The sequence below is a fragment of the Paenibacillus assamensis DSM 18201 genome (assembly GCF_000422445.1).
GTDB classification, from domain to species: domain Bacteria; phylum Bacillota; class Bacilli; order Paenibacillales; family Paenibacillaceae; genus Paenibacillus_B; species Paenibacillus_B assamensis.
This window is the reverse complement of the sequence record NZ_AULU01000003.1, coordinates 491396-504641: the sequence shown is the minus strand read 5'-3', so window position 1 is coordinate 504641 and position 13246 is coordinate 491396. Positions and strand designations below refer to the sequence as shown.

The 13246-nt window shown below is 43.3% G+C and carries 10 protein-coding genes; 8 read left to right on the top strand and 2 right to left on the bottom strand.

All coding sequences use genetic code 11. The features are described from left to right. The first annotated feature begins 139 nt into the window (after positions 1-139). The 4 genes from H580_RS0102160 to H580_RS0102145 all read left to right on the top strand — a co-directional run bounded on the left by H580_RS0102160 (position 140) and on the right by H580_RS0102145 (position 4318). Positions 140-1141, top strand: a complete 1002-nt coding sequence (locus H580_RS0102160; RefSeq protein WP_028593327.1) for an ABC transporter substrate-binding protein — start codon at positions 140-142, stop codon at positions 1139-1141. A 14-nt stretch (positions 1142-1155) separates the two neighbouring features. Continuing rightward, complete coding sequence (locus H580_RS0102155; protein WP_028593326.1) at positions 1156-2169, top strand: FecCD family ABC transporter permease; 1014 nt, start codon at positions 1156-1158, stop codon at positions 2167-2169. Then, positions 2162-3190, top strand: a complete 1029-nt coding sequence (locus tag H580_RS0102150; RefSeq protein ID WP_028593325.1) for a FecCD family ABC transporter permease — start codon at positions 2162-2164, stop codon at positions 3188-3190. The genes H580_RS0102155 and H580_RS0102150 overlap by 8 nt, the downstream gene beginning before the upstream one ends. 240 nt (positions 3191-3430) lie before the next feature. Continuing rightward, a complete protein-coding gene (locus tag H580_RS0102145; protein WP_245583466.1) occupies positions 3431-4318 on the top strand; it encodes a C40 family peptidase in 888 nt (295 codons plus the stop codon). A 208-nt stretch (positions 4319-4526) separates the two neighbouring features. Here the strand turns inward: H580_RS0102145 and H580_RS23055 are convergent, their stop codons facing one another. Together H580_RS23055 and H580_RS23050 are read right to left on the bottom strand one after the other, a co-directional pair. Next, on the bottom strand, positions 4527-4937 hold the full coding sequence (locus tag H580_RS23055) for a hypothetical protein (protein ID WP_051217158.1): 411 nt from the start codon (positions 4935-4937) through the stop codon (positions 4527-4529). Positions 4938-4987: 50 nt separating this feature from the next. After that, positions 4988-6112 carry a UDP-N-acetylglucosamine--LPS N-acetylglucosamine transferase gene (locus tag H580_RS23050; RefSeq protein ID WP_036604306.1) on the bottom strand — a complete coding sequence of 375 codons (1125 nt, stop codon included), beginning with the start codon at positions 6110-6112 and terminating at the stop codon, positions 4988-4990. 189 nt (positions 6113-6301) lie between these two features. Here H580_RS23050 and H580_RS0102130 point away from each other — a divergent pair, with 189 nt between their 5' ends. The 4 genes from H580_RS0102130 to H580_RS0102115 all read left to right on the top strand — a co-directional run bounded on the left by H580_RS0102130 (position 6302) and on the right by H580_RS0102115 (position 12939). Next, positions 6302-6901 carry a TetR/AcrR family transcriptional regulator gene (locus H580_RS0102130; RefSeq protein WP_028593323.1) on the top strand — a complete coding sequence of 200 codons (600 nt, stop codon included), beginning with the start codon at positions 6302-6304 and terminating at the stop codon, positions 6899-6901. Positions 6902-7153: 252 nt separating this feature from the next. Next, a complete protein-coding gene (locus H580_RS0102125) occupies positions 7154-9166 on the top strand; it encodes a YhgE/Pip domain-containing protein (RefSeq protein ID WP_028593322.1) in 2013 nt (670 codons plus the stop codon). 226 nt (positions 9167-9392) lie between these two features. Next, positions 9393-10514: an acyltransferase gene (locus H580_RS0102120; protein WP_028593321.1), complete on the top strand. Its 1122-nt coding sequence runs from the start codon at positions 9393-9395 to the stop codon at positions 10512-10514. A 181-nt stretch (positions 10515-10695) separates the two neighbouring features. Then, positions 10696-12939 (top strand): bacterial surface protein, encoded by a 2244-nt coding sequence (locus H580_RS0102115; protein WP_245583465.1) that lies wholly within the window; start codon positions 10696-10698, stop codon positions 12937-12939. The last annotated feature ends 307 nt before the right edge of the window (positions 12940-13246 follow it).

The following is a 13246-nucleotide window of genomic DNA, read 5'->3' as shown; positions in this document are numbered from 1 at the left end:
TGTCACATGCTTCTGTACATCGTACATAATGGATTCTGGATATTGTCCATGTTCGGACAGAAGACCCTCCTCTATAATCTAATTGAGAATAATTATCAATCTAATTGGATTGAAAATAGAGAGGCAGGCAATGAAAATAATGAAACAGCGTTTTTGGCAATTTGCACTTCTTTTCGTGATGGTGTTCCTAATAGCTGCATGCGGCAGCTCGAAGCAAGATGGAGCAGCAGATAATAAGACCGCAACACAGCCGGAGTCAAGTCAGTCTCAACCAGTATCGACGAAGACAGCTAAGGCAACGAAAGAGATTACCTATTTGGGCAAGACCTATACCGTTCCTGAAAAAGTCGAAAATATTGTCGTTGCCGGCAGTATCGAGTCGATGGAAGATGCATTAGTGCTAGGAACTAGTCTTACTGGAGCAAGTTCCGTTGGTGGAAGTTTCCCGCAAATGTTTGCAGAAATTACGAAGACGGCGACTGATATCGGTCAAAAGCAGCAGCCGAACTTTGAAACGATATTGAAGCTTAAGCCGGACGTTATATTAGGATCGACGAAATTCCCGGCAGATAAGACTGAGAAAATGGAAAAGATTACGACGACAATTCCAGTCTCCCACAAAGCCGTGGATTGGGAAGCCAACTTGATGCTGTTAGCGGAACTAACGGGCAAACAAGATAAGGCTAAGGAAGCATTGCAGCAATATAAGACAGATTTAGAAGCTGCGAAGGCTAAAATAGGGGAGCAGTATAAGGATAAAAAAGTTATTGCCCTTCGCTTGCGTGGACTAGAGCTTTGTTTGTATGCAGATTCACTATTCTTCAATCCTACGCTGTATGAGGAGCTTGGCTTACCCGTTCCAGCTGAAATCAAAGCTACGAAGAAACAAGAAATTATTTCTATTGAGAAGTTTAGCGAAATCAATCCTGACGTCATCTTCTTGCAATTTGCGGAGTCCGAGAATAAGAAGAACGTAAAAATTGTTGAAGAGCTGCAAAACAATCCAATTTGGAAAAACCTTGATGCCGTTAAAAACAACAAAGTATTTATCAATGTTGTTGATCCAGATGCACAAGGCGGGACTTTTTGGAGTAAACAGCAATTCCTCAAAGCGGCTGTTGAGAAGCTTGGATCGCAATGATTTCAGGTGAGCAGATGAAGAGGCAACTATCACATCGTATACCTATAGCCATTCTTGCGTTGTCGCCTTTTGTAATGGTGGCATTAGCGGTTTGTTCTATTTTTTACGGCTCTAAGTCGATCAGCTTAAGCACAATATGGGATGCGTTCGTTCGGTTCGATCCGAATCATATCGACCATCAGATTGTGATACACTCCCGTCTGCCGCGAGCAATAGGAGCGCTCCTTGTAGGGGCGTTCCTTGCTATATCCGGCGCATTAATGCAGGGAGTAACGCGCAACTATTTAGCTTCACCTTCTATTCTAGGTGTGTCGGATGGTTCGGCCTTTGCAATCACACTTTGTATGATCTTTATGCCAAATGCATCATCGATGGAAATGATTTTGTTCTCTTTGGTTGGATCAGCGTTAGGTGTTGGATTCGTATATGGCATAGCCTCCATTATTCCAGGAGGGTTGTCCCCGGTGAAGCTGGCCATCTTCGGAACCATTGTAGGAACTTTTTTAAGTAGTGTCTCGATGGCCTTGTCTACGTATTTTCAAATCTCACAAGATATTAGCTTTTGGTACAATGCGAGACTTCATCAAGTGAATCCCGAGCATGTGAAGCTGGCGATTCCATTTGCTGTTGTAGGTATTGTGTTAGCAATACTTGTTGCCAGCAAGATTAGCGTTATGGCGCTCGGTGAGGAAGTAGCTCGTGGATTAGGACAGCGAACAAAAGTGGTCAGAGGCATTGCCAGTTTATCGGTCATTATTTTGACAGGGATATCGGTTGCGCTAGTAGGCAAGATTGGCTTTGTCGGCTTAATGATTCCTCATATTACGCGCTTCTTAGTCGGTATGGATTATCGTTGGGTTGTACCTTGTGCAGGCGTCATTGGAGCCATGTTTCTCTCCTTTAGCGATATTATAAGCCGCTTCTTGAACATGCCTTTCGAGACGCCGATAGGTGTAGTTACTGCGCTGTTTGGTGTTCCATTCTTCCTCTACTTGATTCGTACAAGAGGAGGGGGCAAGCATGCATAAAACTACTTCATTACGCACGTTCTGGGTTGTCTTTATATCGCTCGTATCCCTTATTTCGGTTAGCTTGTATTTACATATAACGTCTGGTGATTATGACATCTCGGTTATGGAAATATTGCGGACCATATTGCAGATTGATTCCAAGGCCGAAAATGAGCTGGTTCTATTCGAGTTTCGTATGCCGCGAATGATTGTTGCTGCTTTGGTCGGTTTTGGACTTGGTATTGCAGGTGCCATTATTCAAGGTGTGTCTAGAAATGGCTTGGCTGATCCAGGTATTTTAGGGATTAATGCGGGAGCGGGCTTTGCCATTGTCATTTTTATGTTTTTATTTCAGGGTGAGCTATTTACAGATGGCTGGCTTGGTACGATGATTATGCCTATTTTCGGTTTAGTAGGGGGCTTGCTTGCAGCGCTAGTTATTTTTGCATTGGCTTGGCATCGAGGAACGTTGGATCCGCAGCGGCTTCTGTTAGTTGGTATCGCCATTTCTTCTGGATTTGGTGCACTGACTTTATTTATCTCTTTAAAAATGAATCCGAGTGACTTCGAAGCGGCTACGATCTGGTTAACCGGCAGTATTTACAATGCGAATTGGATGTATATCGTAGCTATGCTACCATGGCTCATTATCCTTGTTCCTATATTAATGCTGAAGGCCTCTGTGCTTGACTTGCTGCAAATGAAGGATGAAAGTGCATCTAGCTTAGGTATTGCGATTAACCGTGAACGAATCATTTTGTTGATTTGCAGTATTGGCATCGTGAGTGCTTGTGTTTCCGTTTCTGGAAGTATCGGTTTTGTTGGTCTGCTTGCGCCGCATATAGCTAGAAGGCTCGTCGGTGTTACGCATACAAGACTGATTCCCATTTGTGGATTGATCGGCATGCTGATCGTTGTCTTTTCTGATTATGTTGGGAAAACGCTCGTGGCACCTGCAGAGCTTCCGGTTGGCATTGTCATTTCACTTGTTGGTGTGCCTTATTTTGTGTACCTTATGATTCGAGCAAAAGGAAAATAATGCACTTGTATTAGTTCTTTAGAACTATTAAAATAGTTACAAATCGTAATAATTAAGACCAAAGTCCCGTAGATGTCAAAATTGTAACTTGTTATAGTATAGACAAATGGAATCTAGTTACATTACTAGAATTCGTTGATTTAATATTATAAAAGATTACAATGTGTACATACACACATGTGATCATTATTGTTGTAGGCCAGCAACGATGAATCAACATCTTAGGGAGGCAGAACGATAATGAACAACAAAGTGAACAAATTAATTAATATGAAGACATTTAGCAAATCTTTGCTAGCACTAACGACAATTACACTCTCGGCTCAAATGTTAGCAGCGCCTGTATCCGCAGCTCCTCGCAGTGTAGATAATGGGACAAGCAACTCATACAATATGAACGCTGCTGCGACTGCAGCACAAATTGCAACGATTCAAAGCAGTGTGAACATGCGCGACGCAGCATCTACATCTGGACAAGTGATCCGCAAGCTAGCGCAGGGAGAAGCGGTTTCCATACTAGAAAAGACAAATGCCAACTGGTACAAAGTGAGAGATTCACAAGGAAACGTTGGATTTGTTAGTGCAAACAGCAGCTACATTAAAGTTAACGGCGCAAGCAATCCATCTACAGGTTCGAGTAACTCAATCAACGCGAATAATTCGAACAAAGAGGATAAGCAACCGATTAGCTCTTCGGTGGAAGACGTAATTAAGACGGGTATGTCGTATCTTGGCACACCGTATGAGTTCGGTTCCAACCGCAGCAATACGCAGACATTCGACTGCTCTGATTTCGTTCGTCATATTTTCAAGCAATCCGCAGGAATTACGCTTCCAGCAGATTCTCGTCAGCAAGGCACTTATGTGAAGGATAAAGGAACAGCTAAAAATAGCATTTCTCAATTGAAGCGTGGCGACTTGATGTTCTTTATGAGCTATAAAGGTTCCAAAGCTTCTAGCTATGCTGGAGTAAATAAGAACACAGAGCGCATTACTCATGTGGGTGTATATTTAGGCAATGGCCAAGTAATGCATACGTACTCCGTTGATTCGGGTGGCGTTCGTGTAGATACAATTACAGGAAAAGCGTGGGAGCATCGCTTCTTGTTCGGTGGAAGTGTACTCTAGTAAATAAATAAATTTAATATTTTCAACTAATCGAAGGGTTGTCCGAAGGGAGCGTTGTTCTTCTATAGGGCAGCCCTTCTGTTGTATGTACAAGAGTGTATGCAACAAGTAACAGACAAAATAAATAACTCCCCCAAGAGAATTCTTGGAAGGAGCTATTGCTGTACATCAAATCAAGTTATTGTTCAATGCTATGAATGATATCTGCTTACTGACGGTAATGCTGATGAGGATGGTGTTCCTTCTTAGTACCCGGCGTTTCTGGAATAAGATCCTCAATTTTGCGCAAGCTGCGGAAGCGCGGCTTACGAGCTAGACGATTAGCATACCAGCCACTAATTGCACTTAGTGGAATAATAGCTGACAGCAGCCATACCGCTAGATTCTGCTGTTCACGTACAACGATGTAGATGAGACCAAGTATGAATAGTGGTGCATAATCTACATATTTGACAAGCCAATGTCGTTTGCCTGCTCGGTTTTCTTCAATACCAAGACTGACGAGTCCGGCAATGGCGATGATACAGGAAAGGGTGAAGGAAGTCCAATCAAGTGCTAGTGTTAGCATACCAGCAACAACTAAGACATATCCAATGGCACCGAATGTACGATATAGCAATCTGGCTCTCTCCTTATCTCGTGTTCAAATACATATTTCCATATACTTGCTTAACCAAACATTTGGTTGTTAATAAGTTCTAATACTTCACGTGGGCACTTTTCCAGCAGCTGGGCAGGAAATTCTCGCTGTTGTCTTGTGCTTCTTACATCATTCAGCTCGTTTTGCAGCCTTTTGAACCATCCGATAAGTGTATCGTGTGAAGTAAGCATTGCTCCGTAACCATGGTCAATAAAATAGTCGCAATTCTCTTCTTCTTGCCCAGGAATAGGAGAATAAAACAGCATCGGAATTCCTTTAATCATTCCTTCTGTGCAGGTCATTCCGCCTGGCTTCGTTACTAATAGATCAGACGCGTCCATCATAAGCGGGATATCATGAGTATAACCATAAATATGAATGTTAGGATGCTGAAATAATGGATCTTGCTTCATACGTTGAATGGTTTTGCTGTTGCTGCCCATACAGAATAGAAACTGGATATGCTCCCGCCATTCGGCTATGTATGATAGTGCTTCCTCATTAATGGACAGTCCCCATCCGCCTCCCATAAACATGACGGTTGGCATTGCCTTCAGCCCTAACGATGCTTGGGCTTCCTGCTGAGTTTGACGACTCCAGAACTTCGGATGAACAGGCAGGCCTGTAACGACAATACGATTCGATTCGATGCCGCGAGCGAGCAGCTTGTCACGTACTTCATCAGCGGATACAAGGTATTTGCTTACTTCATCGTCTATCCAAGTCCCATGAGCGTCATAATCGGTAATCAAAGTATATAACGGAACATGAAGTCCTGAACGTTTCAATCGAGAGATGACGATGTTCGGGAATGGATGCGTACAGACGATTGCATCAGGACGCAAATGATTAACGACCTCTGAAGTCTGCGTATAAAAAATACGGTGCAGAGCTAATTGAGTAAAGCGATGAAGTGACTTTTTGTATTTCTTGCGGTACAGAAGACCGACCAACTTCGGTTGTGTGCTGACCGTCTTGCGATAAGCTGCAAATATAAGCGGTCCGACGGTAGGATTTAGAAACCTGCCGAGCTCGATTACACGGGCTTGGACGTCTGGGGCTATATGTTTGAGCCCGACAGCTAATGAGTATGCAGCTTGTGTATGCCCTGTACCGAAACCTTCGGATAGAAGAAGGATCCTCTTTTTACGCATGTTTCTCACCCTTCATTATTATACCCCACAATCGAATTGGAAGCATCAAGGAATCTTTAGATATTGTTCCAAAAAAACATTGAAGTTGCAAGATGAAAAACAATGTGGTAAAGTGAAAAACGAGAAAAATGACTAAAATAACAATTTGGTCATTTGGTCGAATAGTCAGAAGCAGAGAGGGGTGATCGTATGTCTTTGGATCGACGTAAACAAATTATTGATGCTGCTGCCAAGTCATTTGCTTTGTTTGGGTACAAAGCAACGACGATGGATCAGATCGCTAAGATTGCTCAAGTCGGCAAAGGGACGATCTATACGTTCTTTGCGAATAAAGAAGAGCTGTTCAACGAGATTTTGCAACAAGTCATATTTGAAATGAAGCATATCGCAGATAGGGAATCTGCTGAACAGCGTCCATTTCATGAGAAAGTGTTTCGTATTCTTGATCAGGCGTTAGAGTTCCGCAGTCGTCATGAGCTGGCCATGAAGCTTTCCCAAGAGCTTCGTGATGTAGGTACGCCTATGGCTAATGAGGCACTGAACCGACTTGAAAGTGAATTGCTTACTTACATTGAAGCTCAGCTTCAATCAGCTATGGATCGTGGTGAACTGGCACAAGGCGATCCGCGTATTATGAGCTTTATTATGTATCAATTGTATCGTTCTTTAACAACGGAATGGAATAAGATTCATGATCCATTGGATAAAGATACGATAAAGGAAACCTTCTATAAATACTTTATGAAGGGAATTCTGCGAGTAACACCGTATGAATCGAAGGATGAGTAACCTTTGTGTGGTTAAATAGGTTAATCATTTTATTATGAGTTAGCAGCTTGCCCATTAAGGGGCAAGATATGTTATAGGTTTATTGCGTCGCGTCCAATCGCAGCTAGATATACAGCTGTTTTATGCGCTGTATATTTCATTGCAGAGCGGGCGAGGCGTTTCTTTTGACCTAAAATGACCAAATGAACTATTTGGTCAGGAGGTTTTGGTGGGTTTTTAAAATGATATTTAGCACAAAGGTGAGTGAAGCGTGTGAAAGGTTTGCGATTATTTTTTGCAGAGTGGGGGAACATACTGCGGAACCCAAAGGTTTTGGTTCCAGTTACTGCAGTAATGATGATTCCGGTTATGTACAGTGCACTATTTCTAGGTACGTTCTGGGATCCGTATGGAAAAATGAAAGATCTGCCCGTCGCGATTGTAAATGAGGACAAGGGTGCTGAGTTGGAAGGCGAAAAGCTGACTATCGGTAAAGAGCTAGTTGATGAACTGAAGGAAAGTAAAGAACTTGATTTTCACTTCGTATCTTCACAGGAAGCACTAGCGGGACTTAAAGAAGATCGTTTTTACATGACGATCACGATTCCAGAGGACTTTTCTAAGCGTGCAGCAAGCTTAATGGATGACGAGCCAAAGCAAGCAGAGTTGTTATTCCAAACGAATGAAGGGCATAACTTCTTGGCAGCGCAAATCGGGGGAACTGCCATTCATAAAGTTAATTCTGAGATATCTCGAACGATTACGGAATCGTATACGAAGTTGATGTTCGAGCAGGTTGAGAAAGTATCGGAAGGATTAGGTGAAGCTGGTGACGGTGCAACCAAGATCCACGATGGTACGAAGACATTAGCGAATGGTACAGCTGAGCTGAAAACGAATATGGCGAAGCTTTCCGACGGAGCATTGAAGTTGAAGCAGGGCACAACTCCACTGGCAGATGGTGCGCAAAAGCTTAACTTAGGCGCAGCTGAGTTGAACAAAGGTGCAGCTTCCATGAATCAAGGTTTGAAGCAGCTTGCCCAAGCTCATGATCAACTAGAGCAAGGAGCTCGGAAGAGTGAGCAAGGGGCTACTCAACTGCAAGCAGGCTTGAAAAGCTCCGCAGTTGGCAGCAAAGAGCTGGCAGAAGGGACAAAGGCGCTCGCAGGTGGTCTAGAGCAATTAGTAAAAGCAAGCCCAGAATTAGCGAATCACCCAGCTATGAAGCAGATTATGCAAGCGAGCCGTGACGTTCAAGCAGGTGCAAGCAAGCTAAATGAAGGCCAGACGAAGCTGGTAGCGGGTGCATCCGCTTTGAAAGATGGTCAAACTCAGCTTGTTGGCGGTATGAAGCAATTTGGACAGAAACTTGACGAGGCTGCTGTGGGCAGCGGCAAGTTGACTGTCGGTGCGAAGCAGCTTGCTGATGGTGCTGCACAACTCAAAGGTGGAGTCACAGAAGCAACGAAAGCGATCACGACGATTGCAGATGGCAGCAGTAAGCTAAATGAGGGTGCAGGCAAACTGCAAAATGGTGTACGCGAACTGAAGGATGGTTCTGGTGAACTAGCGAGTAAGCTAAATGAAGCAGCTGATGAAGCTGCAAGTGTGCAGGGTTCAGAGAAGCGCATCGAAATGTACGCGAAGCCTGTAACGGTTGTGGAATCCAGCATTAATAAAGTACCGAACTATGGTACAGGATTCGCTCCTTACTTCTTGTCACTCGGATTGTTTGTAGGTGCACTTATTCTTACGATAGTACTTCCGCTCGTACAATCTCCTGATCCGTTAGCTTCTGGATGGAGTAGATTTGTGAGCAAAACGTTATTATTTGTATCCGTCGGTGTCGTGCAGGCACTGGTGGCAGATGCTATTCTTATATTCGGCCTTGGGCTGGAAGTACAAAATACCGCTCAATTTATCGGTTTCAGTATTTTATCCAGTATGACGTACATGTTTATTATTCAATCCCTCGTTACCGTGCTTGGTGACCCAGGAAGATTTGTTGCCATCATTATTCTTATTCTTCAGCTTGTATCTTGTGGAGGAACGTTCCCAGTGGAGCTGACACCTGCATCTATGCAAGTGATTGGTGACTGGCTGCCAATGACGTATACCGTAAATGGATTTAAAGCAGTCATTTCAAGTGGGGATACAAGTATGCTGCTTAGCCAGTCAGGTATTCTTGCGATTTACATTGTTGCATTCGGTGCATTGACACTTGGCTACTTCGTTATGAAGGCGCGTGAAGCACGCAGTGATCAAGGTGCTTTGACTGCAAAGTAAGCTGGCGAAGTAAGAACAGGATACACCTTCTTCTCGTCGTCCCATTTTAAAACGGGAATAATTGAAAGTCAGAGAAACCCTCAAGTGCTGAACCAGCATTTGAGGGTTTTTTCCATGTTCAGCAGGAAATAGGAATGAAAGCTCGAATTGGTTGTAAGACTTCATTAGATTCGTTGCAACAAGTATACACGTAACGGCGGGCGGCAAATCGTAAGGAGGTACGAATGTGACAAGTGTAAATCGGCGATGGGAACTCGAAGCGATGCGTGGCGTCGCGATAATGGGTGTCGTTCTCATTCACGTTATTTCAATGGGAATAGCCGTACAGTATCCGGATCATGCTGGATGGGGAGGTCAGATGGAGGCAGGAGTGCTGCCCTTGGTTTGGGCAAGCGCATGGGGCAGGTTTTCTGTACCTATGTTTCTGTTTGTGTCGGGACTGCTCATCACGTATCGGCTGAAGGATAAGCCCATTTCTTATCCAAGTTTAATCCTAAAGCGCGGAAGCGATCTGCTGCTGCCATACTTGCTATGGACTGTTATCGGCTTAGTGTTCACTTGGTTTATGATCAACCCGTGGGGGTTGCAGCATCTCATCGTTGCTCTTGTGTTGGGCAAAGGATATTTTCATCAATTGTATTTCATTCCTCTTTTGTTGCAGTGCATCATTCTTCTGCCTCTTTGGCTCAAAGGTTTAAAATGGAACGTCGGAGGCTTTCTTCTCATCATCGGCAGCATTCAACTTCTGTACACGGCTGCGTATCAACTTCTATTCCTTTCTTCATTTGACTACATACCTGCGTCGCTCGGGAAAGCTTGGGAAATTTTAATTGCACCTACGTTATTTGGTATGATGGGCTATTTCGTAGTAGGACTAGCAGTTGGCTTGCATTTCGAAAAATGCTTGCAGTACGTTAAGAACAAATCACTCGCCTTTTGTACAAGTGTATATGTTGCTTCTCTTATTCTTCAGCTCGCAGACGTCCATTTATCGTTTAGCATTTCATCAGATCTTGGCAATTCGATTCATTTTTATCGTGTAACGGTGTTTGTATATGTATGTTGTACAATTTTGCTTGTATGGAAATGTGCCCTTGTATTCGCAGAATCTCGTTGGATGAAAGGAATTATGAATGTGGGGCAATATGCCTTTTTCATATTCCTCGCTCATGTGCTTATACTGGAAAGCTTAGAACTTCATAGTTCGGCATGGTATGGATCTATTGGGATGGTAGTCGTGACAACTGTACTTACGATGCTGTTATGTATCGCTGTGCAGTACATTGGCAATAGATTGGCTCCACAACGGTCAGTACGCAGCCCAATGGGGATGTTTTTAGGAAAATAAAATACGTGCAGTTCTTTCGATTGCAAATTTGTAGAAGATATAGTTATAAAGTCTTAATTTTCACAATAATGCAGCGTACATTCGGATTATCGTAAAAAAAACCTTTCCAATTGCCGATATATCAATATATACATGACTTTGCGACATACTTCGGTATGAAGTAGGGAAAGGGGAATATAGCTTGAGCAATTTAGTAGTACGCAAACGCTCTTTCGGGCGCAAAATGACAACATGGCTGGCAAGCTTGCTTGTTGTTACATTAATAATGAGTATATCTCCGTGGCAATCCGTTGCTAGTGCATCAACGACAACGAAGACAACGACTGCTGAAACGGTAACGGGACTTCAATTTGAATCATCGGTAACTCCTGTACATGTTATCGTGGATGGTTCGTCTGTACAGATGAAAGTGTTGGCATCCATTAAAGGAGAATCTACTTTAAGGGATGTTACGGGAGCAGCGACATGGACTTCTTCCAATCCGTCTGCTGTAACGGTAGAGAACGGTTGGGTCAAAGGCGCTGGTAAAGGGTCATCTGAAATTACGGTTAAGTATCAAGGCTTTACGTTGAAGAAGACGGTAGTATCTGAATTTATGTACGAGAAGCTTATCGTTCGTAATGCAGATAGTGGACAAGAAGTAGATGCTTCTATGACTACGATGCTTGGCGCTAAGCACAAATGGAAAGTATTTGCCAACGATAAATCGTCCAACACAGAAAATGATGTAACAGCAGAAGCGTTATGGTCCTCTGCTGATGCGAATATCGTGGATGTGGATAAAGGCGTACTTGATATTAAGTCTGCAGGCACAACGAAAATTACGGTGAAACATAAAGGGATCACAAAGACGATCGAAGTCAAAGTAGAGTATGCTTACGATGAGTTGAAGTTGTCCCCGAACAAGTTGATTGAATTCCAGTATGGTGGTGCGGAATATGCACTTACTGCAACTACGGAGAAAAAGGGCAGCGCAACGGAAGATGTGACATTGAAGGCAACTTGGACAACAAGTGATTCCAATATCGTTCAAGTAAAAGACGGAAAAGTGAAGCCAATTAATGTTGGTACAGCTACGGTAACGGTTACATACCTTGGTCGCTCCCAGAGTGTAACGGCTGTTGTACGTCCTTCTCATCATGCCATACGGATTACACCAGATGAAGATCAGCATGTGATGCTGGGTGACACAAAAGGGATTAAACTAGAGCTATTTGCTCAGAAAGATCTAGCTGCTCCTGATAATGTAACGGCACTTGCTGAATGGCGTTCCGATAATGTCATGGCTGTGACGGTTGAGAGCGGTGTTGTGCAAGCGAAAGCTGCAGGAACGGCTAAAATAACAGCTAGTTATAATGGGTTATCTAAATCGGTAAATGTGACGGTGTACCCGAAAATCGAAAAGTTAGAATGGACAGATGCAAAGGAAAATGCAAAGGAGCCGTTTAAGCAAGAATTGTACGTAGAAGATGTGAAGCCTCTTCCGAAAGTACAAGGCATTACGTTTGGCGGCGACAAAGTTGACTTGAGCAACGTGGTTACGTATACGTCCAGCAATCCTGCTGTATTTGAAGTAGAAGATGACAAAATGAAAGCTATAAGCAGTGGAGATGCTCAACTGTTGGTGACGTCAAACGGCCTAGCATTAAGCACAGACGTGAAAGTATTGCGCAAAGCGTTAATGCTGCGTACAGACCAAACGGACATGTCCATCGTGACGGGCCGCGAGCTTGCGCTGCCTAAGACAACGGTTGTATTTACAAATGGTGAAGAACTTGATGTAACGCAAGAAATAAAATGGGAAGCAAGCAACAACAACTTGCTTATCCGTGACGGTAAGATGAAGGGGCTTGTGCCGAGCAGAGTAACATTGAATGGTACGTATTCAAATGTAAAGATTAGCATTAAGATCTCAATTGAGCAGGAAGTCGTTCGTTTCGTTATTGAACCGAATCCTGTCTATGTGAATATTAATAAGTCCAAAAGCTTCAAAGTAACGGGTATATACCGCGATGGCAAGAAGGCTACACTGACAAGTCGTATTGACTGGAAAGTTGAAAATGAAAGCATTGCGAGTTTGCGTGGTTCTAGTGTTAAAGGTCTTGCTCTAGGAAGCACGAGAATTATTGGGGAGTACCAAGGCAACCAGCTTGTTATTCCTGTTCATGTGAAACCGCGTCTTTTGAAGCTGGAGACAACTACTTCTTCACTAAAGATGACAGTTGGTCAAACAGCTGACTGGAAGGTGAATGCAATTTACGATACGGGTGAAGTGGTTGATGTCACTCCGCAAGTGAAGTATGTACCTTCTAGCTCTAAAGTGAAAGTAGAACGTGGAAAAGTAACAGCAGTGACAAAAGGCAGCGCATCGGTCAAATTCACATTCGATGGCAAATCTGTCTCGATGCGAGTTTCGGTCAAATAGTACACCTTGCTGATCGGTCACTACCCAGTATAAAAAAGAAATAAGTACAAGTTGATCGCAGTCCCTATGTTATAGGGGCTGCGATTTGTATATAGTCATAAGGTTGATGGGCGATTTCTGAAGTGGATTTGTGTTTGTTATACAATAGTTTGTATAAAAATACACAAAACTTGTCCGGTTTATGCATTTGAGCTTTATGATGAGCAACAGCCACATGGCAGAAATGAGCGGATTAAGTTCCAATTTTGATGTGATTTAAAACAACGATCCATCATTTTTAATGTGAAATCGGCGCAGTACTGCAAGT